Source organism: Tamlana crocina, from assembly GCA_040429635.1.
Lineage (GTDB): Bacteria > Bacteroidota > Bacteroidia > Flavobacteriales > Flavobacteriaceae > Flavisericum > Flavisericum crocinum.
In genome coordinates, this window is the sequence record CP158972.1 from 2,900,220 (window position 1) to 2,925,297 (window position 25,078).

The 25,078-nt window shown below is 39.1% G+C and carries 13 protein-coding genes and 1 tRNA gene; 4 read left to right on the forward strand and 10 right to left on the reverse strand.

Annotation, left to right across the window (positions count from 1 at the left end; genetic code table 11):
* Both ABI125_12690 and ABI125_12695 read left to right on the forward strand, forming a co-directional pair.
* A complete protein-coding gene (locus ABI125_12690) occupies nt 1–594 on the forward strand; it encodes an alpha-ketoglutarate-dependent dioxygenase AlkB (protein XCF05577.1) in 594 nt (197 codons plus the stop codon).
* Nucleotides 595–1,153: 559 nt separating this feature from the next.
* On the forward strand, nt 1,154–1,861 hold the full coding sequence (locus tag ABI125_12695) for a DUF4369 domain-containing protein (GenBank protein XCF05578.1): 708 nt from the start codon (nt 1,154–1,156) through the stop codon (nt 1,859–1,861).
* Between the two features lie 180 nt (nt 1,862–2,041).
* On the opposite strand, the gene ABI125_12700 is transcribed toward ABI125_12695, so the two are convergent.
* From ABI125_12700 to ABI125_12730, 7 genes are all read right to left on the reverse strand, one after another.
* Nucleotides 2,042–2,115: transfer RNA gene (locus ABI125_12700), tRNA-Thr, on the reverse strand.
* Nucleotides 2,116–2,178: 63 nt separating this feature from the next.
* Entirely contained in the window at nt 2,179–2,445 is a 267-nt protein-coding gene (locus ABI125_12705; protein ID XCF05579.1) for a hypothetical protein, read from the reverse strand.
* 136 nt (nt 2,446–2,581) lie between these two features.
* Nucleotides 2,582–2,992 (reverse strand): 6-carboxytetrahydropterin synthase, encoded by a 411-nt coding sequence (locus ABI125_12710; GenBank protein XCF05580.1) that lies wholly within the window; start codon nt 2,990–2,992, stop codon nt 2,582–2,584.
* Entirely contained in the window at nt 2,989–3,516 is a 528-nt protein-coding gene (gene idi, locus ABI125_12715) for an isopentenyl-diphosphate Delta-isomerase (GenBank protein ID XCF05581.1), read from the reverse strand. The genes ABI125_12710 and idi overlap by 4 nt, the downstream gene beginning before the upstream one ends.
* A 42-nt stretch (nt 3,517–3,558) precedes the next feature.
* On the reverse strand, nt 3,559–5,520 hold the full coding sequence (locus ABI125_12720) for an OmpA family protein (GenBank protein ID XCF05582.1): 1,962 nt from the start codon (nt 5,518–5,520) through the stop codon (nt 3,559–3,561).
* 11 nt (nt 5,521–5,531) lie between these two features.
* Nucleotides 5,532–6,467, reverse strand: coding sequence for a type IX secretion system membrane protein PorP/SprF (locus ABI125_12725; protein ID XCF05583.1), 936 nt, complete (start codon nt 6,465–6,467; stop codon nt 5,532–5,534).
* 12 nt (nt 6,468–6,479) lie between these two features.
* Nucleotides 6,480–13,760, reverse strand: coding sequence for a gliding motility-associated C-terminal domain-containing protein (locus ABI125_12730; protein XCF05584.1), 7,281 nt, complete (start codon nt 13,758–13,760; stop codon nt 6,480–6,482).
* 469 nt (nt 13,761–14,229) lie between these two features.
* Here ABI125_12730 and ABI125_12735 point away from each other — a divergent pair, with 469 nt between their 5' ends.
* Together ABI125_12735 and ABI125_12740 are read left to right on the forward strand one after the other, a co-directional pair.
* On the forward strand, nt 14,230–15,819 hold the full coding sequence (locus ABI125_12735) for a peptide chain release factor 3 (protein ID XCF05585.1): 1,590 nt from the start codon (nt 14,230–14,232) through the stop codon (nt 15,817–15,819).
* A gap of 131 nt (nt 15,820–15,950) precedes the next feature.
* A complete protein-coding gene (locus tag ABI125_12740; GenBank protein ID XCF05586.1) occupies nt 15,951–16,226 on the forward strand; it encodes a (4Fe-4S)-binding protein in 276 nt (91 codons plus the stop codon).
* A 162-nt stretch (nt 16,227–16,388) separates the two neighbouring features.
* Here the strand turns inward: ABI125_12740 and ABI125_12745 are convergent, their stop codons facing one another.
* The 3 genes from ABI125_12745 to rpoB form a co-directional block, all read right to left on the reverse strand.
* Nucleotides 16,389–16,706 carry a DUF3467 domain-containing protein gene (locus tag ABI125_12745; GenBank protein ID XCF05587.1) on the reverse strand — a complete coding sequence of 106 codons (318 nt, stop codon included), beginning with the start codon at nt 16,704–16,706 and terminating at the stop codon, nt 16,389–16,391.
* A gap of 94 nt (nt 16,707–16,800) precedes the next feature.
* Nucleotides 16,801–21,102 carry a DNA-directed RNA polymerase subunit beta' gene (gene rpoC / locus ABI125_12750; protein ID XCF05588.1) on the reverse strand — a complete coding sequence of 1,434 codons (4,302 nt, stop codon included), beginning with the start codon at nt 21,100–21,102 and terminating at the stop codon, nt 16,801–16,803.
* A gap of 84 nt (nt 21,103–21,186) precedes the next feature.
* Complete coding sequence (gene rpoB, locus ABI125_12755; protein ID XCF05589.1) at nt 21,187–24,999, reverse strand: DNA-directed RNA polymerase subunit beta; 3,813 nt, start codon at nt 24,997–24,999, stop codon at nt 21,187–21,189.
* Nucleotides 25,000–25,078 lie beyond the last annotated feature (79 nt).

Consider the following 25,078-nt stretch of genomic DNA (forward strand, 5'->3'; position numbering starts at 1 on the left):
ATGCGTTTAGCTTCTGAAACGAATTTGAATTTAAAGGATGCCGATGTGGCGTATTATCCAAGGTTTTTCGACATGAATGAAGCCGACTACTTTTTCAAAACGCTTTTAGAAACCATTGACTGGCAGCAAGACTACATTACTATTTTCGGGAAAACCCATCCGCAACCCAGACTTACAGCCTTCTTTGCCAATAACAACAAAAATTACAGCTACAGTAATATTAAAATGAAGGCCACTCCTTTTACGCAAGAATTACTTCAAATTAAGCACTCTATTGAAAAGGAGTTGGACATTTCATTCACCAGCTGTTTGGCCAATTTGTACCGTAACGGAAGCGATAGTAATGGATGGCACGCCGATAACGAAAAGGAACTGGGCAAAAACCCCGTTATAGCCTCAATATCTTTTGGGGCCGAAAGGATATTCCATCTAAAACACCGTAGAGATAACACACAAAAAGCCAAAATTAATTTAGAACACGGTAGTTTATTACTTATGAAGGGAGAAACACAGCACCACTGGCTACACCAAATACCTAAAACCAAAAAAGAAGTGGGAAAGCGGATTAATTTAACCTTTAGAATTATTGCATAAAAAAAACCGGGTTCCCTCAAACCCGGCTCTTTCAATTTGCTTTCTATATTATGATGCTAGATTTGGGGTCTCCTTATCAACAACATAATGCAAATATTAATTAATTAATCCATTGAACTAAAAAGTGTGTTATTTAGTACACTCCAAAGATATAATTATTTCAAGTTTTAAAACGACAAAAAACATATTAAATCGATGAAACACATGTAATTTTAACATTTAATGACAAAAACATTCTTTTCATCGATGAAATACACTTTTAATTATCCTAGGTTTTAGTGAAACCTGAACAAAAACGGCATAAAAAAAGCACCCAAAAACGGGTGCTTTCTTACTAACTAACCAACCAAAATATGAAATACAATCTTTTAAGTTTAAAGTAACCACTCAATAAACTATTTTGTAAGAGTGCATCTGCCAACAACAACGCAATACTTGTGCCAAAAGTTGTCTAAAACATTTTTTGTGTTTTTTTTAACATTTTTAAAATAATGCATAGCCATTAGCATTTAAAATATAATTATAAGATATTTGCCTTCGTTAAAAAACTACCTATTTCATGAAAAAAATTTTGGCATTGTGCATTGCCATTTGCGTACTTGCTTGCGGCAATAATGAAGACAACTTAATTGTAAAAGGACATATAAAAGGATTAAAAAAAGGCGTGGTTTACCTTAAAAAGGCACAGGATACGAGCTTGGTTACTGTCGATTCAATGGTTGTAAGCGGAAATGCTTCTTTTGAATTACAAACCACTATAGAAAGCCCAGAAGTGTTTTTTCTTTATTTGGACAAAAACAGCGCCATTGAAGATAGGATTGCCTTTTTTGCCGATAAAGGAATCACAGAAATAAACACCTCTCTTAAAAACTTTGCTTTTGATGCTAAAATTAATGGCTCTGAACAACAAAAAGTATTTGAGGAATACCGCAACACGCTTTCAACCATCAACAACCGAAGATTGGATTTGATAAAAGCGGCCTTTGAAGCAGAAAAAGCTGGTGACAGCGCAAAAATTGATTCTGTTGAAAAAGCATCGAACAGTATTACTAAGCGCAAATATTTGTATACCGTAAACTTTGCTCTAAACCACAAAGACAGCGAAGTGGCTCCCTATTTAGCTTTATCTGAAATTTACAACGCCAATTTGAGTTTACTCGACACGATTAATAATTCGTTGACACCAAAAGTGAAATCTTCAAAATACGGTAAGGAATTGGATAAGTTTATCAAAGAAATTAAGGAACAAGAGGCTGAGAACAAATAAGCTTCTGTTCACTTCGTAAGATGATAAAAAAATGCCTGTCAAAATTTGAAAGGCATTTTTTTTGAAGAGCCGATAGAGGGACTTCCTTCGACTAAGCTCAGGATAAACTTCTCGTCCCTTAAAACTGATTAATAAAAAAAGGCAATCCAAATTTCTTAGATTACCTTTTAGTTTTAAAAGAGCCGATAGAGGGACTCGAACCCACGACCTGCTGATTACAAATCAGCTGCTCTAGCCAGCTGAGCTATATCGGCTTTTAATAACGGGTGCAAATATAATCTCAAAAATTAAATCTGCAAGCAATCCGTTAAAAAATTTTAAAGCTTGTTTATCTTTTCAATTAAGGCGTTTCCTTTAGCCTCCAATTCGTTTCGCACGGCGTTATAATGCGCTTTAGGATTTTCAATGTTTTTGGCATTTACTTTGGCCATCAACTCATCAAAACTTTCAATAGCCTCGTCTATAATCGCTCCACTTTTTTCGGTACCTTTATCTGTATTGGAATATTCCCAAACGTAAACAGATTCTATAATATCGCCTAAAACGTAATTAATATCTTTTTTAAGGTCTCTAACATTTGCCATTTTTATAGTATTTAAAATTTAGACAAAAATAGGTAATTATTCAACAGCAATACTGTGCTTTTTTATAATAATTATTGGTTGGATTTTATAATGAGAAGTTTTATCAATTCCGAAAAACAACCAGCCAAGAACAGAACTATTCCCCAGAAAAACGCACAAAATTACGAGGGGTTTCGTAAAGGGTGATTTCCAAATCGAGTTCTTTCTCTAAATGGGGTTTTATTTTATTGTAAATGACAACGGCAATATTTTCGGCCGTAGGGTTTAGTGTTTTAAATTCTTCAACTTCAAGATTTAAATTTTTATGGTCGAAAGCTTCTTCTACTTCCGTCCTAATAATATCCTTTAGTATTTTCATATCTACCACATAGCCCGTTTCTTCATCAATCGCTCCGGTTACGCTCACAATAAGTTCGTAGTTATGCCCATGAAAATTAGGGTTGTTGCATTTTCCAAAAACCGCCTCATTCCTTTCATTGCTCCAATCGGGCCTGTACAGCCGATGGGCCGCATTAAAATGTGCTTTCCTACTTACTGTAACCCTCATTGCTTTATGTTTATGTGTTCGTAGAATTTATCGAAAATCACTTTGAACCAGGCCGTATAGTTTTCCGGTTTTTTGGCGATATCGGTTTTCACATCTTCCAAAGCCATCCATTTCCAAGCGGCCACTTCATCGGGATTGATGTTAGGCTCGCCGTTGTACTTTCCGAGTAAAATATGGTCGTATTCGTGCTCGGTCAATCCGTTATCAAATGGGGCTTTATAAATAAAAGAAATCGACTCTTCAAGATCGGTAACAAAGCCCATTTCTTCCATGAGGCGTCGTTTTCCGGCTTTAATATTGCTTTCGCCGTTGCGCTGGTGGCTACAACAAGTATTGGTCCATAGCCCTGGTGTGTGATACTTGTGCAAGGCACGTTGCTGAAGCATCAACTCGTTTTTATCATTAAACACAAACACAGAAAACGCACGATGCAGCAATGCCTTTTCGTGCGCTTCCATTTTGGCCATTAATCCAATTTGTTCGTCCTTTTCGTTTACCAGTATTACTTGTTCTTCTTTTTTCATAGAACAACAAAAATACAAAACAGACAGGGTTTATCGATTGTTTTAATCTAAAATTATAAACATCGATCTTCTGTTTAATTGGTGTTCATCTTCGGTACACTCCACTCCATTGGAACAGCTATTAATTAATCGGGTTTCACCATAACCCTTGGCCGAGAGCCTTTCTTTACCTACACCTTTGTTGTAAAGCCACTGCATGGTGGATTGTGCCCTACGTTGAGACAGTTTAAGGTTGTAGGCATCGCGCCCTCTAGAGTCGGTATGAGACTCTATATGAATTTTTAATGTGGGGTATTCGTTTAAAGCTGTTAGAATTTTAGCCAGTTCTATTTCTGCATCTGGGCGAATATTTGATTTATCATAATCAAAATAAATGGGTTGAAGCGTTAACCTACAACCTAAATCGTTTGGCGGACAAGAATCGGTCGGTTTCAAATTCATAGGGATATTTAAAGTAATGGGCATCTCTATGGTTTTTGGGTTTTTCGGTGTTTCTATTACCTGTTCTTTTGGGTCGTAACCTTCCTTTTTTGCTCTGATCAAATACTGTTCGTTACAATTTAAGGTAAAGGTAAAGATGGCATCATCTCCAACAACTAGGGTTTCAATTTCTTCATTATTTGAATCAATTAGTGTGACTTCTGCTCCAGGAATGAGGTTTCCTGTTTTTTCTTCGGTCACCGGGCCTTGTATTACAATTTCGCAATGTTCCCATATTTGATAAATATCGTCGCTTTTACTCCCCTCATCACCGTCTCTGTTGGATGCTAAATAGCCTATTCTACCTTCTTTAATAATGAAACTAAAATCGTCCTTAGAGCTGTTTATTGGAGCGGAAAATGTTGAAATCTCACCATGTCCATCTTCATCTTCAGTTAATTTTGCCGCAAAAATATCCAAGCCTCCCATTCCTGTATGGCCATCACTAGAGAAATAGAGGTTTTTGTCGTCACTAACAAAAGGGAACGTTTCGCGAGCGGGCGTGTTAATGACATCGCCCATATTTACAGGGTTGCTATAAATATCTTCTCCCAATATTTTAACATACCAAATATCTGACATACCATAGGTGCCGGGCATATCGGAAGCGAAATACAACTTATCTTCGTTAGGGTTCAATGCTGGATGGCCTACGGAATAACTATCGTCGTTAAAAGGCAGTTCTATTATATTTCCCCAAGTATCGCCTGTTTTGGTTGCCTTGAAAATTTTCAGCCTTATAACGTGGTCTTTATCCCTTCTTTTTTTACCGTCTAAATAGTTGTTTCTGGTAAAATACATGGTATTACCATCTTTAGTAAATACAGCTGTTGACTCGTGGTATGGTGAATTTACATTGCCTTTTAAGGCTTTTGCGTTTACCAAGTTTAAATCTTCATTGGGAGTAGCTTGGTACAGATCTAAAAACGGTTGATTGTCCCAGCCGGATAAATCGACCGACTTACTCTCGAAAGTCCCCATTGAACCGCTACTGGATGAAAACACCAAGTTTTCACCATAAAACGCCGGGCCAAAGTCTGAATAATTAGTGTTTACCGCTATTCTTTCTATTTCGAATACCTTATCCTGAACACGTTTTTTAAACAAGGTATCGGCTATGTTTTCGTAGGTACTCACGTTTATAGCTGTTCCACCCTTTGCTTTGTATATATCCATCAGTCTTTTTGATTCTTCCAGTTCCCCCATGGTTTTAAAGCATTTGGCCGCCCTAAAATAGTCAGTGGTTTCCGCTTCTTCCGGAAACTCCTTGGTGATTTGATAGTACCATTTGGCCGCACCACTATAATCGCTGTTAAAGTAATAGGTATCACCCAGTTTTCGATAAATTTCAGCAGAGCGATAACCATTATCGACCACTTTTAAGTAAATTTTTCGGGCATCGATATAATCGTATTTATCGTATTTTTCATTTGCCTTTTCTACTTTGCCTATTTGCCCAAAGGTATTCAGACTAAAAAGAATGGTGAAAAGGTACAATGTATATTTATTTGTAGTAATGTTCATAATCTGAAGGTTTAGAAAAATCTTGGGGTTAGTATACGTTCTGTTTTGTTAAATAGGTCGAACCTTAAGAACACTTCGTAAGAACCGTCACTATACTTTTCAATGTCGGTGGTTTGAAAATCGTACCCCATACCTATAAACAACTGGTTGTTAATTTGAAATCCGGCCATGGCACTAATGGCAGCATCCCACCTGTAGGCCGCCCCAAGGGTAAATTTCTCATTGAACAAAAAATTAGCAGAAACATCGGCCTGTAAAGGCGAACCACTTACCCATTTAAACATGGTAGCAGGTTTAAATTTTATATTATCGCTAATATCAAACACGTAACCAGCTATTAAAAAATAGTGCAAACGATCTACTGCCAAAACCTCAGCATCAACACCATCTATATTGTCCGAGTTGTAATGCTTAGAGTTTAAAAAATTTGGAACGGATAACCCCAAGTACATTCTATCTGTATTGTAATAAATACCCGCCCCCACTTGTGGCTGCACTTTTTTATCTACATTTTGTCCAAAATGTGGGTCGTTATCATCGGCCAGATTCAGCCTAGAGTAGTCGATATCAAGAAAGTCGAGCCCCCCTTTTAAACCAAATGACAGCCTAGAATTTTCGGCCAGTATTAGCGAATAGGCATAATCTACCACAAAAACAGTATTGTTTGAAGGACCTATTTTATCGCTAACAATTGAAACCCCTAAAGCATTTCGTTTATGGTCGCCCAAAGGAGTATTAAAGGTGAAACTTCCTGTTTTTGGGGAACCGTCAAATCCGGCCCATTGCGTTCGGTACAGCAAACCGAAACCCAACGCATCTCTTGATCCTATATAACCAGAATTAATAATCTGCGTGTTGTACATATACTGCGTGTATTGTGGGTCTTGCTGTGAATATCCTATGCTTACACTCATAAGCAATAAGAGTAGTATTAAATAATATTTCATGGTAGTTTGGGTTTATTTTCTTTTAATGTATAAATATCCTTGGTTAGTTAAGGGGTCTTGATTGGTTCCTCGGCGTGTTAAAATGTAGAAGTAAGTTCCAGTAGGCAACTCTTCGTTTCTATTGACCGTTACTCGCCCATCAGACAAACCTCTAAACACCTTACCATTAATACCATACCCTTCGGTTTCGTAAACCAACACACCCCAACGGTTGTAAACTTTAAGGGTGTTATCTGGGTAATTTTCTATCCCTTCTATTAAAAAGAAATCGTTTAACCCGTCACCATCTGGAGTAATACCATTGAAGATTTCAAAATTGGCCCCCAAAATGCCCGGTAAATTAATTACGGTTTGGTCGTCGGGTTCGCCATCATTATTTATATCTATATCTTCCAAATTATTAGGATCATCTGAAGTGTCTGTTACTGGATTGCCCAAAACATCTTCTGCAGTTACAGTCGCTTGGTTAGTCACTGTTAAATCAAATAAATCTCCTTCCTCTACGGTATAAACGGCTGTAAATGTTGTACTATCTGACTCTCCAGATAACAATTGGGCAATAGGACCACCTTGTATTACAATTCCGGGAAGAGGATCCTGAATGTTGATATTATAAAGAGTTACCTTCCCTGTATTATACACCGTAAATGTATAAGTTATGGTTTCGCCAACCTGTACTGCGCCACTACCGTTTTCGTCGTTGAACACGCCTACTTTTTCAAGTGAAATGGCACTAGGGATACAAAGTGGTGTTTCAGTTGTATCATCTTCCAAAATACTATTGTCATCCGATAAATCACTAACATCAACACCTAAAGTACTTGTACCAACAACCACTGCTTGGTTGCTTACTAATCCCATATTGATATCGGATTGGGTAATTGTATAATCGGAAGTATATATCCAAGTTTCTGTAACGTCCAACTCATTATCGGCATCGGTATCGCCAGAGGCCAAGGCCAAGGCTCCGCCCAACAACGGATCGTCCAATACCACATTGGCAATACTCACGTTTCCTTGGTTAGTCACCGTAAAGGTGTAGGTTATTGTTTCGCCCACATCACTACAACCATCATTATTGGTATCGTTGAATATTGCTGTTTTAATTAAGGCGATATCCGAGGATTGACATAAGGTCGTTTCAGTAGTATCGTCTTCAGCAATATTATCATCATCTGATAAATCGCTAACACCTACACCACCTGCACTTGTTCCCGTTACAGTGGCCTGATTGCTCACTAATCCAATGCTAATATCAGATTGAGTAATCGTATAATTGGAAGTATAAATCCATGTTTCGGCAACATCCAACTCATTATCGGCATCGGTATCGCCAGAAGACAAGGCCAAAGTTCCGCCCAATAGCGGGTCGTCCAGCACCACATTGGCAATGCTTACGTTGCCTTGATTAGTCACCGTAAAGGTGTAAGTTATCGTTTCGCCTACATCGCTGCAACTATCATTATCGGCATCATTGAAAATACCTGTTTTTATTAGAGCAATACCGGCAGATTGACACAAGGCTGTTTCTGTGTTTTCGTCTTCAATAATGCTGTCGTTATCCGATAAATCGCTGACATTTAATCCGCTTGCTCCAGTTCCGGTTACTGTAGCTTGGTTGCTTACCACCCCGGTATCGATATCTGCTTGGTTAATGCTATAATCTGAAGTATAAATCCACGTTTCGATAACGTCCAACTCATTATCGGCATCGGTATCGCCAGAGGCCAAAGCCAAGGTTCCGCCCAACAGCGGGTCGTCCAAGACCACATTGGTAATGCTTACGTTGCCCTGGTTGGTCACCGTAAAAGTGTAAGCTATCGTTTCACCCACATTGCTACAACTATCGCCATTGGTATCGTTTAAAACACCTGTTTTTATAAGCGCTATATTGGCCGATTGGCATAAAACCGTTTCTGTAATATCATCTTCCAAAATGCTATCGTCATCCGATAGGTCACTCACATCTGCCCCCCCCGTACTTGTTCCAGTTACCGTGGCCTGATTGCTTACCGAACCGGTATCAATATCGGTTTGGGTAATCGTGTAATTAGAAGTATAAATCCACGTTTCGGTAACGTCCAACTCGTTATCGGCATCATCATCACCTGATAACAGTGCTATAGACCCACCCAATAGCGGGTCGTCCAGCACCACATTGGCAATACTTACGTTGCCTTGGTTAGTCACCGAAAATGTATAAGTAATCGTTTCGCCCACATCGCTACAACTATCACCATTAGTATCGTTGAAAACGCCTGTTTTTATAAGCGCTATATTGGCCGATTGGCACAAGGTCGTTTCTGTGTTTTCGTCTTCAATAATGCTATCGTCATCCGATAGATCGCTCACATTGACACCGCCCTTACTCGTTCCGGTTACGGTGGCTTGGTTGCTCACGGCCCCCGCATCGATATCGGTTTGGGTAATCGTATAATTGGAAGTATAGATCCACGTTTCGGTAACGTCCAGCTCGTTATCGGTATCGGTATCGCCAGAAGACAAGGCCAAGGCCCCGCCCAACATCGGGTCGTCCAGCACAACATTAGCAATACTTACGTTGCCCTGGTTAGTCACCGTAAAGGTGTAAGTTATCGTTTCGCCCACATCGCTACAGCTATCGCCATCGGCATTGTTGAAAATGCCTGTTTTTATAAGAGCGATATCTGCTGATTGACATAAGGTAGTTACTGTTGTATCATCTTCTGTAATATTATCGTTATCCGATAGGTCAGATACAACAACTCCCAACGAAGACTCCCCACTAACACTTGCCTGATTACTTATTGACCCAAAATCGATATCTGCTTGGGTTAAGGTATAATTGGCTGTAAACACCCATATCTCGCCTACATCTAAAATATTATCTGTATTTAAATCACCAGAATCTAAGCTAATATCTCCTGCGTTTGGAAACATTGGGTCGGTTAAAACCACATTTTGCAAGCCTGTATTACCTTGGTTAGTTACCGTAAATGTATAGGTAAGGGTTTCACTGGCATCGCTGCAATTATCGGCATCGGCATCATTTAAAGTTGCTGTTTTTATGATAGCAATGGCAGGTGTTTGACACAAATCGACGGTAGTGCTGTCGTCTTCCAAAACACTATTATCATCTGATAAATCTGTTACCGGATTTCCTGAAACGCCTATGGCTTCTACCAAAGCTTGGTTAACCACTTCCGCATTTGTTATATCTCCGCTTGTAATGGTATAAGGTACTGAATACACCCAAGTTTCGTTTACATCCAATTCACCGTTGCCATCGTCATCGCCTGTCGGTATAGCTGCAATGGCACCGCCCAACAGCGGATCGCTTAAACTTACCGATGTTAGGGTTGTATTTCCTTCATTGGTAACCGTAAATACAAAATCTATAGTGTCATTTTCAACAGCACAACCACTTGGCTCGGCCGTATTAACACTTCCTTGCTTTATAAGCGCTATGGCCTCTTCTTGGCATAGTGGGGTTACTGTTTGGTCATCTTCCGTAATGCTATCATCGTCTGAGGAATCGCTTACAGGGTCTCCTCCCGTGCTTGTTCCAGTTACGGTGGCCTGATTGGTTACCGAGCCAGCATCGATATCATCTTGTGTGATAGTATAGTTTAAGGTATAAACCCATGTTTCATTAACCCCCAACATATTATCGCCATTATCGCCTGTTGGGACAGCTGCTATATTGCCGCCCAGAAGAGGGTCGTTTATAACTATCGTGTTTATGCTGATGTTGCCTTGGTTAGTTAAAGTGAAAGTATAAGTTATGGTTTCACCTACATCGGTACAGCCATCTCCGTTTTCATCGTTAACAACACCTTGTTTTACTAAAGCAATTTCTGCTTGGTCACAGAATGTTGTATTGGTGGTATCGATATAAGCACCGTAAACTTCAATAGAATTTATCACCCCAACTAAAGAACCAACCGTTAATTGCACCTCGTCGAAACTTAGGGTAGTAGTAAACTTTACAACATAAAAACTATCGGTTGTAGTTGGTGTTATATTTACCAGCCCCAAAGCCTCTAAAGCCAATAAATTATTAGCTGTTTGTTGCTCTTGCTGAACACCATCCAAATAGGTTGTGATGGTTAAAGCATTTAATAAATCTGCTTGTAATAAATTGTTTGTGTCTCTAATGACGAAACCTGCTTCAGTACCGACAGGGTAATCGGTAAGGACATCTTGTACCGAAATGGAAGCTGTTCCAGCTACACCGGCCACAATGTTAATTAATGCAAAATCAGAAGTATCTTCAGAAATGGCATTTACTGCATTGTCGACCTCACAAGCCACACACGCAATGCCATCGGTTCCGGTGTTATCGTTATTTATAATTACCGAATCGCTTGGGTTTGAAAGCACATAAGGCTCGTCGCAATTAATGGTTCCGGGGCAGAACGATTGTAAAACCATACCGTAAACACGGGTGCTTCCTAAATCTAAAGACACCAATTGATTTAATGACAATTGCACCTCATCAAAGGGTTGGGTTGTAATGAACCCCAAACGTATAGATTGACTTCCGGTTAACAATAAACCTGAATCTACAGGCACCAATTCGGTAGTGCCCGTTTTAGACTCCACCTGAACACCATCCAAATAGGTGGTTATGGTTATAGCATCAAGTAAATCGGTGCTTAAAACAGAGGCATTTTCAATATCGAATCCAGCGTAAGTAGTTGCAGGGTAATCGGTAAGTTCATCTTTAAAAGCAATAGAGGCTGTTCCTGCTACACCTGCCAATAAATCGATAGTGGCATAATTATTAGGGTTGGAATCTATAGCTCTATTAATATCGTTTACGCCGCCCAATGTTAACAAACCACCTGTTCCTGTATGTTCTTCAACTACGCGAACTGGAAAATTGGGTTTGGTGAGTCTGGTTACCGTATTGCATTCTAAATCTGGGCCTGGACAAAAACTACTGGTTACGGCATGATATATTCTTGTTGTTGACAATACATCGGCTAAACTGGCAATTGAAATTTCAATTTCATCATAATCCATAGTGGAATAAAACCCAACATATGATTGGCCCGAACCCAAAATTGGGCTATTTAAAGCTATAAGTGAAGTACTTGTGTTGGTTTCTTGCTGAGCGCCATCGAGGTAAGTTGTTACGGTTATGGCATTTAATAAGTCTACTTTAAGCAAAGCACTGTTTTCAATCAAAAACCCTGCATAGCCTCCAGATTCAAAAAATTCGCTTACCGTGTTATCTGTTACTGAAATAGTATGGTACACACCTAAACCCAACGTTGTTGAAATCTCGGCATAATTTGTTACATCGGCATCGTTAATATTATCCAAGCCCGTTGCGGCTATACCATTGGTATCTTCTGTAACGGTTAAATCGGTAAATCCAGCATGGGTTATCGGCACAGGATTTTCTGTGTTACAGGGCACAGGATATTGAACACCATCGGTATATATAATGAACTCGGCGGTAGATTGGCAGCCTTCTGCATCGGTTACCGTTACCGAGTAAGTTCCCGCTAATAGTCCAGAAATTGACGGGGTAGATTGACCGCCTGGACTCCATGAATATGAATAAGGTGGCGTACCACCTTCTGCACTTACAGAAATTGTTCCGTCGGAAGCACCGATTGCGGTCTCACTTCCCACCGTACCTTCAATAATAATGGATTTATCTACATAGCTCCCATAAACCTCTAAGCTATTAACAACCCCTACAAGCGAACCTACGGTTAAACGCAACTCATCGAATGCCGTGGTGGTTCTAAAACCAACTAAACTAAAACCATCGGTTGATGATGGGGTTATCTCTACCAGCCCTAAAGCTTCTAAAGCTAAAAGCCCACTTCCTGTTTCTGATTCCTGTTCTTCACCACCTAAATAAGTTGTAACGGTTAAAGAGTTCAACAAATCGACCTGCAATAAATCATTGGTATCTCTAATTACAAATCCAGCGTGACTGCTTGAAGGGAAGGTTTCCAACACATTTTTAACTCCAATTGAAGCCGTATTAGCAACTCCTGCTGTTAGATTTATAGAAGCAAAATCAGTATTATTTTCATTAATAACATGTGTGGTGTTGCCTACCTCACAACCTACACATGCTAAACCATCCACTCCCGTATTTACACTATTAATAATTACAGGTTGCGATGGGTTATTTAATACTGTTGCTGTACTGCATTCTAATGTACCTTCGCAAAAGGATTGCAGCACCAAACCATAAACCCTAGTACTTCCTAAATCTAAAGCAAGAGTTTGCTGAATACTAAGTTGAACTTCATCAAAAGCCAAAGTTGAAACAAAACCTACTTGCCAACGTTGTGTTCCCGTAAACAATAGGCCACTATCGACCGACAATAGCTCATCATTACCTGTTTGGCTTTCTTGCAAAACGCCATCTAGGTAGGTTGTTACGGTAACCCCTTCTAATAAGTCTAAATTTAAAACAGATGTATTTTCTATATCGAACCCAGCATAAGTACCTTCTGGATAATCTACCAACTCATCTTTTACAGCCAAATTACCGGTTGCCAACACACCTGCAGTAAAATCAATACTGGCAAAGGTATTAGCGTTGGAATCTATAGCATTATTGGCATCAATTACACTACCAACACTTAATACTCCACCTATTCCAGTATGTTCTTCTACTATTCTTGCAGAAAAATCGGGTTTAGCCAAAAGGGTTGGCACGTTGCACTGCAAAACTGGTCCCGCACAAAAACTATTGGTTACGGCATGATACACATTTGTTGTGGACAACACTCCTGCCAAACTTGAGATGGAAATTTCAATAGCATCAAAATTTTCAGTTGTATGGAAACCCACATAATACTGATTGGCACCTAATAAGGCACTCCCTATTGCAGCTAAAGATGCACTGGTGTTACTTTCTTGTTCTACACCATCCAAATACGTTCTTACCACAACGGCATCCAGCAAGTCGGCTTGAAGCACCGAGCTGTTTTCTATTAAAAAACCTGCAAAACTACCTGCTGTATAAAACTCATCGACCGTGTTATCGGTAACCCTAATGGTATGGGTAACCCCCAAACCTATTAAGGTTGAAACACTAGCTGAATTTGCTTCATCAGTATCAATCATATTGTCTTCATCAGCAATACCACAACCAACAACACAAATACCTGTTGTATTGGTGGAAACCGATAAATCGGAATAGTTTAATGATGTAATCGGTACCGGCAAATCTGTATTACAGGGCACTGTAACCGGTGGAATAAAATTGCTAATAGCTTCATTTTTATGATTAGCTATTGCATTTGAAGCTACAGAGAGCATTAAAATTAACGCCATAAAAACGATTATGGGCTTTGTTTTTTTTGAAAATTTAACAAGTAAAGAACTTGTGTAGGTAGTTTTGTTCATAATGAAAAAGGTTTGGGTTTAACTATATTTTGTATTTCTCTATTTAGTGTCACTCAAAAACACTAAACAGAAAGAAATCAATTGCTTAAAACAAAAAACCTTAGTCTTAAATACGGATAGAGAGAAGTTAAAATGATCTAGAACTAAGTTTAAAATCCAAAAGGATTTTTATTCTAGTACGAATAACACAAGTTAAAAAAAACACATATTTCTTACAAATACAAATTAAATGTTGTTTTTTCAACGTAATACATCATAAATAATTACAATTTAAACGATTTTAACCTACATTTTATAGCTAACAAATCTTTCACAAAAGAAGCCGAAAAAGTACACTATACATAGGTTTCTATTGTATTAATAAATAGTATCTTTGCAACCCATTTGTAAAACAGTTATGAGTTTTTTAAAAGAAATACAACGCAGACGAACTTTTGGTATCATTTCGCATCCCGATGCTGGTAAAACCACTTTAACCGAAAAATTGCTTCTTTTTGGTGGCGCGATTCAGGAAGCGGGTGCCGTAAAAAGCAATAAAATAAAAAAGGGAGCCACGAGCGATTTCATGGAAATTGAACGCCAACGTGGTATTTCGGTGGCCACTTCGGTGTTGGCTTTTGAATATGATGGTATTAAAATCAACATTCTCGATACGCCCGGTCACAAGGATTTTGCTGAAGATACTTTTAGAACGTTAACTGCTGTTGATAGCGTTATCGTAGTGATTGATGTGGCGAAAGGGGTTGAGGAACAGACCGAAAAACTCGTTGAAGTTTGCCGTATGCGCAACATCCCCATGATTGTTTTTATCAACAAATTGGATCGCGAAGGAAAAGATGCGTTCGACCTTTTGGATGAAATTGAACAAAAACTAGGATTAACCGTTGCGCCTTTAAGCTTCCCGATTGGGATGGGTTACGACTTTAAAGGCATTTACAATATTTGGGAAAAGAACATCAATTTATTTAGTGGCGACAGCCGTAAGAATATTGAGGAAACCATTGAAATTTCCGATTTATCCTCGCCCGAACTGGATAAATTGGTGGGTAAAAAAGCCGCTAACACGCTACGTGAAGAAATTGAATTAGTGGAAGGTATTTACCCACAATTTGATAAAGACGACTATTTGAAAGGGAATTTACAACCCGTGTTTTTTGGTTCGGCCTTGAACAATTTTGGTGTTAGAGAACTGTTGGATTGCTTTGTTGAAATTGCTCCCAAACCACGCCCTAAACAAAGCGAAGAGCGATTGGTTGAGCCAAATGAAGATAAATTCACTGGATTTGTGTTTAAAATCCATGCCAACATGGATCCGAACCACAGAGACCGATTGGCATTCGTAAAAATAGTATCAGGTAAATTTGAACGTAACAAGCCTTACCTGCATGTTAGGCACAACAAAAAACTGAAATTCTCGAGCCCCAATGCCTTTTTTGCAGAGAAAAAAGAAATTGTTGATGTATCATACCCCGGAGATATTGTTGGTTTGCACGACACCGGAAACTTTAAAATTGGTGATACCCTAACCGAAGGTGAAGAAATAAACTATAAAGGAATACCCAGTTTTTCGCCTGAGCATTTTAGGTATATCAACAATGCTGATCCATTAAAGTCGAAACAGCTTTACAAAGGCATCGACCAATTAATGGACGAAGGTGTGGCACAGCTTTTCACATTAGATCTTAATGGCCGAAAGGTAATCGGAACCGTAGGTGCCCTGCAATACGAAGTAATCCAATACCGATTGGAACACGAATACGGCGCCAAGTGTACTTACGAAAACCTAAACGTTTACAAAGCGTGTTGGGTTGAAGCCGAAGATGAAAAAAGCGAAGAATACAAAGACTTTTTAAGGGTAAAACAACGCTTTTTGGCAAAAGACAAACATGGACAATTGGTCTTTTTAGCCGATTCGCCATTTTCTTTACAAATGAGCCAACAGAAATACCCGAGCCTAAAGTTTCACTTTGTATCAGAATTTAACTAAAAAACAACCTTTACCGAAGTCTATTTTCTAATTAACTATTGTTTTTAATTTTTGAACGATTTTTTAAGGATTCTATGAAAGTGTTTAATAACTTTAAGTATCAACTAAATCGTCCCCAAATTGCTTAAACTATGGAAATTAATGCAAACAAATTCAGTAATAAAGAGATTACTGTAACTTACGACCCTTGCATTTGCAAACTTTCTGGCAGATGCTACAAAGAACTTCCTGAAGTTTTTATGGACTCTGTTATCCCATGGGTAGACCTCGAGGGCGCACCAGCTGAAACTATTCAGGAACAAGTAAACCGATGCCCCACTGGTGCTTTAAAATTTCATTATAAAAACACACCAGTTAAAGTTTCAAAAGGAGAAAAACAAAAAGCTAAGAAAGCCCTTGCTTATTAAAACAAGGGCTTTTTTTGCCTTTATAAAACAGAAACAAAGTTTCCTTGATACTTTTAATTAATCTTGCCCTGTAGGGCCAAAATTCAATGGAATGGGCGGTTGCTCTATGAAACATTTCGAGCAACCTTTAGAAATAGCTTAAAATTCAATAAAATTTTTAATTTAAGCTTGCCCTGTAGGGCCAAAATTCAATGGAATGGGCGGTTGCTCGTAATCTTTAATTTCACCATGGGCATTTTCAAAACGGGCAACGTTATCACCCAAAGCTTTCAACAAACGTTTGGCATGCTGTGGTGTTAAAATAATTCTCGATTTTACCTTATTTTTAGGTACGCCCGGCATAATATTTACAAAGTCTACCACAAATTCAGATACCGAATGGTTGATGATTGCTAAGTTGGAATATGTGCCTTCGGCCACTTTTTCATCCAATTCTATATTGATTTGACCTTGTTTTGGTTGGTCTTTTTCGTCTGCCATAATATTTTAATGTTTAATAAAAAAGCCTTCACGTAATAAATACTTGAAGGCTTTTATTGTGATTTATAGATTCCCGCCTTCGCGGGAATATCTATTAATTATAATTTAATTCTTGCTTTACCTGCATCATTTCGTCAAACTCTTCTTTAGAGCCAACAATGATATCAGAATAGCTTCTCATACCTGTACCTGCTGGAATTCTGTGCCCAACAATCACATTTTCCTTCAAACCTTCTAAAGTATCTACTTTACCGGCTACAGCGGCTTCGTTAAGTACTTTAGTGGTTTCCTGGAACGATGCTGCAGAGATAAACGACTTAGTTTGTAGCGATGCTCTGGTAATACCTTGCAATATTGGCGTAGCCGTTGCAGGCTTGGCATCTCTGGCCACTACTAATTGTTTATCTTCTCTACGTAAAATAGAATTTTCGTCTCTCAATTCCCGTGGTGAAATAATCTGTCCGGCTTTAAGCTTAACAGAATCGCCAGCATCTTCGATAACTTTCATTCCGAAAATTTCATCGTTTTCTTGAATGAAATCGGCCTTGTGAACCAATTGATCTTCTAAGAAAATCGTATCACCAGAATCAATGATTCTAACTTTACGCATCATCTGTCTTACAACCACCTCAAAGTGCTTATCGTTAATTTTCACACCCTGTAAACGGTAAACTTCCTGTACTTCGTTAACCAAGTATTGTTGTACGGCAGATGGACCTTTAATATCCAAGATATCGTTAGGCGTAATCGAACCATCAGAAAGCGGCATACCGGCTTTTACATAATCGTTTTCTTGAACAAGAATTTGATTTGAAAGTTTCACCAAGTATTTCTTAACCTCTCCAAGTTTAGACTCTACTATAATTTCACGGTTACCACGCTTGATTTTTCCGAAAGAAACCACACCATCAATTTCACTTACAACTGCTGGGTTGGATGGGTTACGTGCTTCGAACAACTCGGTTACACGTGGAAGACCACCCGTAATATCACCAGCTTTGGCCGATTTACGTGGAATCTTAACTAAAATCTTACCTACGCTAATCTTCTCGTTATCGTCAATCATTAAGTGAGAACCTACCGGTAAGTTGTACGAACGGATGGTTTCTCCCTTGCTATCTTCAATATGAAGTGTAGGAATCAGCTTTTTATTTCTGGATTCTGAAATTACCTTTTCTTGGAAACCGGTTTGTTCATCAATTTCTACTTGGTAAGTCACCCCTTGCTCGATGTTTTCATACTTCACTTTACCAGCAAATTCTGAAATAATTACACCGTTATATGGATCCCAGGTACAAACTACATCTCCTTTTGAAAGCTCTTGCCCATTCTTAATATGAAGCGTAGAACCGTAAGGAATGTTGTTGTTACTTAAAACAATACCTGTTTTCTTATCAACCAATTTAAGTTCAGAGGTTCTAGAAATAACGATATCAATTTCGTTACCTTCACCGTCCTGACCTTTAACGGTTTTCAAATCTTCTATTTCTGCAACACCGTCAAACTTAACAGCTAACTTGTTATCTTCTGAAATGTTACCCGCAATACCACCTACGTGGAATGTACGTAATGTAAGCTGTGTACCAGGCTCACCAATAGATTGGGCGGCAACTACACCAACAGCTTCACCACGTTGTACCATTTTTCCAGTGGCCAAGTTACGTCCGTAACACTTCGCACAGATACCTTGTAAAGCCTCACAGCTTAATGGTGAACGCACTTCGATTCTTTCTAGCGGAGACGCTTGGATATTCTTAGCAATTCTATCATCAATCAACTCACCAGCTTTAACCAATAACTCATCAGTTAATGGATTATGCACATCGTTTAATGATACACGGCCAACAATTCTTTCTTCTAAAGTTTCAACAACTTCATCATTCTTCTTCAATGGCTCTACTTCAACACCTCTCAACGTTCCACAATCTTCTGTATTGATGATAACATCTTGCGATACATCTACCAGACGACGCGTTAAATAACCGGCATCGGCCGTTTTAAGTGCGGTATCCGCAAGACCTTTACGTGCACCGTGCGTTGAAATAAAGTATTCTAAAATTGAAAGACCTTCCTTAAAGTTAGAAAGAATAGGGTTTTCAATAATCTCGCCACCACCAGCATTCGATTTTTTCGGCTTAGCCATCAAACCACGCATACCGGTAAGCTGACGAATCTGTTCTTTAGATCCACGAGCTCCAGAATCAAGCATCATAAACACGGAGTTGAATCCTTGTTGGTCTTCACGAATACGCTTCATAGACAATTCGGTCAATTCAGCATTCGTTGAAGTCCAGATATCAATCACCTGATTGTAACGCTCGTTGTTGGTGATAAGACCCATGTTATAGTTTCCGGTAATACCGTCAACCAAACCATTGGCTTTATCGATCATATCTTGTTTTTCCGGCGGAATAATAATATCACCTAAACTGAATGACAGACCACCTTGGAAAGCAAATTGGAAACCTAAAGTTCTAATCGCATCAAGGAACTCGGCTGTTTCAGGAACCGAAGTTACCTTTAAAATATCACCAATAATGTCCCTCAACGATTTTTTGGTCAATACCTTATTGATGAAACCAGCAGCTTGAGGTACATGTTGGTTAAACAACACACGACCAACAGTAGTTTCAACAATCATTCTATCCAGCTTTCCTTCTTCATTAATATCAAGGGTTCTTACCTTGATCCCTGCGTTCAAGTCTACTCTTTTCTCATTGAAAGCAATTTCTACTTCTTCTGGAGAATAGAATGTTAAACCTTCACCTTTAATTGGCACTTCTGGAGTTGATTTACGCTCTTTGGTCATATAGTAAAGACCAAGAACCATATCCTGAGAAGGAACTGTTACCGGCGAACCGTTCGCAGGGTTAAGGATATTGTGAGAAGCCAACATTAATAACTGGCACTCTAAAATAGCCTCTGGCCCAAGTGGTAAATGCACCGCCATTTGGTCACCATCGAAATCGGCGTTAAATGCCGTACAGACCAATGGGTGTAATTGAATCGCTTTCCCTTCAATTAATTTAGGTTGGAACGCTTGAATACCTAAACGGTGAAGCGTAGGCGCACGGTTTAGTAATACTGGATGCCCTTTAAGAACATTTTCCAAGATATCCCAAACCACAGGCTCTCTTTTATCTATAATTTTCTTTGCAGATTTTACCGTTTTTACGATACCTCTTTCAATTAATTTTCTAATAACGAAAGGTTTGTAAAGTTCGGCTGCCATGTTTTTAGGCAATCCACATTCGTGTAATTTTAATTCAGGTCCTACAACAATTACCGAACGTGCCGAGTAATCTACACGTTTACCCAATAAGTTTTGACGGAAACGCCCTTGCTTACCTTTTAGGGAATCGGATAATGATTTTAACGGACGGTTAGAATCTGTTTTTACCGCAGATGATTTACGTGTGTTATCGAATAATGAATCCACCGACTCTTGAAGCATACGTTTTTCGTTACGTAAAATTACTTCCGGAGCTTTAATTTCAACCAGTCTTTTCAAACGGTTGTTACGGATGATTACACGACGGTACAAATCATTCAAATCTGAAGTCGCGAAACGGCCACCATCAAGCGGCACCAATGGACGCAATTCTGGCGGGATGATTGGAATAACCTTCATAATCATCCACTCTGGACGGTTTTCACGATTTTGGTTCGACTCACGTAAAGACTCTACCACTTGCAAACGCTTCAACGCTTCAGTTTTACGTTGTTTAGACGTTTCGGTGTTGGCTTTATGGCGTAATTCGTATGATAATGATTCTAAATCAATTCTTTCCAACAACTCGATTAAACACTCAGCACCCATTTTAGCCAAGAACTTGTTAGGGTCTGAATCATCTAAATATTGGTTGTCTTGCGGAAGTGATTCTAAAATATTCAAGTATTCTTCTTCCGTAAGGAAATCCATTTTTTGCAATGGCTCACCTTCTTCATTTTTGGCAATACCAGGCTGAATTACTACATAACGCTCGTAGTAAATAATCATATCTAATTTCTTAGATGGTAAGCCCAATAAATAACCAATTTTGTTTGGTAGAGAACGGAAATACCAAATGTGTGCTACTGGCACAACCAAATTAATATGCCCTACTCTATCACGACGTACTTTCTTTTCGGTTACCTCTACTCCACAACGGTCGCAAACAATACCTTTATAACGGATTCTTTTATACTTACCACAGGCACATTCGTAATCCTTTACAGGGCCGAATATACGCTCGCAGAACAAACCATCGCGCTCTGGTTTGTGCGTACGGTAGTTAATGGTCTCTGGTTTTAAAACCTCGCCTCTAGACTCTGCTAAAATAGACTCTGGTGAAGCTAAACCAATCGAGATTTTATTAAACCTCTTTACTGTATTTTTATCTTGTTTTCTTGCCATTTCTTTTGAATTAGTTGTTGGCTGTTGGTTGTTGGTTGCTGGTTCTAACAACTACCAACAAACAACTAACAACCGTTAAAAATTTTACTCTTCTAATCTAATATCCAAACCTAAACCTTTCAACTCGTGCATTAATACGTTGAAAGATTCTGGCAATCCTGGATCTGGCATTGGTTCTCCCTTAACGATACTTTCGTAAGTTTTGGCTCTACCAATAACATCATCAGATTTTACAGTTAGAATCTCGCGTAAGGTACTCGATGCGCCATAAGCCTCAAGTGCCCAAACTTCCATCTCACCAAAACGCTGACCACCAAACTGGGCTTTACCACCCAATGGTTGCTGCGTAATTAATGAGTAAGGTCCGATAGAACGCGCGTGCATCTTATCGTCAACCATGTGTCCTAATTTCAGCATGTAAATCACACCAACGGTTGCTGGCTGATCGAAACGCTGACCAGTACCACCATCGTAAAGATAAGTGTGTCCATACCTTGGAATACCTGCCTCGTCTGTTAGCGCATTGATTTGATCAATATTAGCACCATCAAAAATAGGTGTAGCATACTTGCGACCTAACTTTTGTCCGGCCCAACCCAAAACGGTTTCATAAATCTGACCAATGTTCATACGAGATGGTACACCTAGTGGGTTCAATACAATATCAACCGGTGTTCCGTCTTCCAAGAAAGGCATATCTTCCTGACGAACGATACGGGCAACAATACCTTTGTTACCGTGACGTCCTGCCATTTTATCACCTACTTTTAATTTACGCTTTTTAGCAATGTAAACCTTCGCTAATTTGATGATTCCCGATGGCAATTCATCCCCTACAGAAATGGTAAACTTCTCGCGACGTAAAGCGCCTTGCAAGTCGTTTTCCTTGATTTTGTAGTTATGGATCAAATCGGCCACCAATTGGTTGGTATGGTCATCGGTTGTCCATTTTCCAGATACCAAGTGTGCGTAATCATCAACAGCATTTAGCATTTTTAAAGTGAATTTTTTACCTTTTGGTAAAACTTCTTCACCTAAATCGTTATAAATTCCTTGAGCCGTTTTTCCGTTTACAATGGCAAAAAGTTTATCGACCAAAACATCTTTCAGTTCGTCAAACTTTCTGTCGTATTGTGCTTCCAAAGCCAAGATATCATCTTTATCTTGTGCTCTTTTACGCTTATCTTTAACCGCTCTGGCAAATAATTTTTTATCAATTACAACACCATTTAACGACGGCGAAGCTTTTAACGATGCATCTTTTACATCACCAGCTTTATCACCAAAAATGGCACGTAATAATTTTTCTTCAGGAGTTGGATCAGACTCTCCTTTTGGAGTAATCTTACCAATAAGGATATCGCCAGGTTTTACCTCGGCACCAACACGAATCATACCATTTTCGTCAAGGTCTTTTGTAGCCTCTTCCGAAACGTTAGGAATATCGTTAGTCAACTCCTCGTTACCTAGTTTAGTATCTCTTACTTCTAAAGAATATTCATCAATATGGATAGATGTGAAAATATCTTCACGAACCACTTTTTCAGAAATCACGATAGCATCCTCAAAGTTATACCCTTTCCAAGGCATAAAGGCTACTTTCATGTTTCTACCAAGTGCCAACTCCCCTTTTTGGGTAGCGTAACCTTCACACAATACCTGTCCTTTAGCTACTTTATCGCCCTTAACCACAATAGGCTTAAGGTTTATTGACGTACCTTGGTTAGTCTTTCTGAACTTTACCAATGGGTAAACTTTCACATCGCTGTCGAAACTAACTTTAGCTTCGTCTTCGGTTCTATCATATTTGATACGAATTTCTTTGGCATCAACATACTCTACAACACCGTCACCTTCAGCATTAATCAATACACGCGAATCTGAAGCCACTTGGCGCTCCAATCCAGTACCAACGATAGGTGATTCTGGACGCAATAATGGAACGGCCTGACGCATCATGTTCGATCCCATCAAGGCACGGTTCGCATCATCATGCTCCAAGAACGGAATCAAAGACGCCGAAATAGATGAAATTTGGTTTGGCGCTACATCGGTATAATGAATCTCTTTTGGATCAATTACCGGGAAGTCACCTTCCATACGTGCAATTACTTTATCATGAAGAATAGTTCCTTCGTCATCTACCTGAACGGTAGCTTGTGCGATTAACTTTTCTTCTTCCTCCTCTGCACTTAAATAGATTGGTTCGTTTTTAATATCAACAACACCATTTTCTACCGGACGGTAAGGTGTTTCGATAAAGCCCATTGAATTTACTTTGGCAAAAACCGAAAGTGAAGAAATCAAACCAATGTTTGGACCTTCAGGTGTTTCAATAGGACATAAACGACCGTAGTGTGTATAGTGAACGTCACGTACCTCGAAACCAGCTCTTTCACGCGATAGACCTCCAGGCCCAAGTGCAGAAAGACGACGCTTGTGCGTAATCTCTGCCAATGGGTTGGTTTGATCCATAAATTGAGACAACTGGTTTGTTCCAAAGAACGAGTTGATTACTGAAGAAAGAGTCTTCGCGTTAATCAAATCGATTGGTGTAAATACCTCGTTATCGCGAACGTTCATACGCTCACGGATGGTACGTGCCATACGTGCTAAACCAACACCAAACTGTTGTGACAACTGCTCACCTACGGTACGCACACGACGGTTAGAAAGGTGATCGATATCATCAATCTCAGCTTTAGAGTTGATCAGCTCGATTAAATATTTTATAATGGTAATGATATCTTCTTTGGTAAGCACTTGCTTATCCATACCGATATCAAGACCTAATTTTTTGTTCATTCTATAACGACCTACTTCCCCTAAAGAGTAACGTTGGTCACTAAAGAATAATTTATCGATAATACCACGAGCAGTTTCCTCATCGGGCGGCTCGGCATTACGTAATTGTCTGTAGATATGCTCTACCGCTTCTTTTTCAGAGTTGGTAGGGTCTTTTTGTAGCGTATTGTGGATGATGGCGTAATCACCTTGCTCGTTCGATTCCTTGTGTAAAAGAATGGTTTTTACATCGGCTTCGATAATTTCTTCGATATTGTCTTTATCTAAAACCGTATCACGATCTAAAACAATTTCGTTACGCTCGATAGATACTACTTCACCTGTATCTTCATCAACAAAATCTTCGTGCCATGTGTTAAGCACACGCGCCGCTAATTTTCTGCCTGTGTATTTTTTTAAACCTGTTTTTGATACTTTAACCTCTTCGGCCAAATCAAAAATTTCTAAGATATCCTTATCACGCTCAAACCCGATAGCACGGAAAAGTGTAGTAACCGGTAACTTCTTCTTTCTATCGATGTAGGCGTACATTACCTGGTTGATATCTGTAGCAAACTCAATCCACGATCCTTTGAATGGAATAACCCTTGCTGAATATAATTTTGTCCCGTTAGCATGGAACGACTGCCCGAAGAATACTCCCGGCGAACGGTGTAACTGCGATACTACTACACGCTCGGCACCGTTAATAACAAAAGTTCCACTGGGCGTCATGTAAGGAATAGTTCCTAAGTAAACATCCTGGACAATGGTTTCGAAATCTTCATGTTCAGGATCCGTACAATATAACTTTAACCTGGCCTTTAGCGGAACGCTGTAAGTAAGTCCTCTTTCAATACACTCTTCAATGGCATATCTTGGTGGATCTACAAAGTAATCTAAAAATTCTAATACGAATTGATTACGTGAATCTGTAATTGGAAAGTTTTCCATGAAGGTGTTATAAAGCCCTTCATCACCTCTTTCTTCAGATTTAGTTTCTAGTTGGAAAAAATCCTGGAAGGATTTAATCTGAATATCCAAAAAGTCGGGATATTCCGTTCTATTTACAATAGAGGAGAAATTTAATCTTTCAGCTTGTGTTGACAACATCAATGGACGGAATTTTGATTAAAAAAATAGTGAAAGCGTATCTGCTCGTTATATACGCAAAATGGTTTAGGTCTCAGAG

Excerpts from the sequence above, each read along its gene's own strand:
- ABI125_12690 (XCF05577.1), top strand. The coding sequence starts at position 1 with ATGCGTTTAGCTTCTGAAACGAATTTGAATTTAAAGGATGCCGATGTG.
- ABI125_12695 (XCF05578.1), top strand. The coding sequence starts at position 1,154 with ATGAAAAAAATTTTGGCATTGTGCATTGCCATTTGCGTACTTGCTTGC.
- ABI125_12705 (XCF05579.1), bottom strand. The coding sequence starts at position 2,445 with ATGGCAAATGTTAGAGACCTTAAAAAAGATATTAATTACGTTTTAGGC.
- ABI125_12710 (XCF05580.1), bottom strand. The coding sequence starts at position 2,992 with ATGAGGGTTACAGTAAGTAGGAAAGCACATTTTAATGCGGCCCATCGG.
- idi (XCF05581.1), bottom strand. The coding sequence starts at position 3,516 with ATGAAAAAAGAAGAACAAGTAATACTGGTAAACGAAAAGGACGAACAA.
- ABI125_12720 (XCF05582.1), bottom strand. The coding sequence starts at position 5,520 with ATGAACATTACTACAAATAAATATACATTGTACCTTTTCACCATTCTT.
- ABI125_12725 (XCF05583.1), bottom strand. The coding sequence starts at position 6,467 with ATGAAATATTATTTAATACTACTCTTATTGCTTATGAGTGTAAGCATA.
- ABI125_12730 (XCF05584.1), bottom strand. The coding sequence starts at position 13,760 with ATGGCGTTAATTTTAATGCTCTCTGTAGCTTCAAATGCAATAGCTAAT.
- ABI125_12735 (XCF05585.1), top strand. The coding sequence starts at position 14,230 with ATGAGTTTTTTAAAAGAAATACAACGCAGACGAACTTTTGGTATCATT.
- ABI125_12740 (XCF05586.1), top strand. The coding sequence starts at position 15,951 with ATGGAAATTAATGCAAACAAATTCAGTAATAAAGAGATTACTGTAACT.
- ABI125_12745 (XCF05587.1), bottom strand. The coding sequence starts at position 16,706 with ATGGCAGACGAAAAAGACCAACCAAAACAAGGTCAAATCAATATAGAA.
- rpoC (XCF05588.1), bottom strand. The coding sequence starts at position 21,102 with ATGGCAAGAAAACAAGATAAAAATACAGTAAAGAGGTTTAATAAAATC.
- rpoB (XCF05589.1), bottom strand. The coding sequence starts at position 24,999 with ATGTTGTCAACACAAGCTGAAAGATTAAATTTCTCCTCTATTGTAAAT.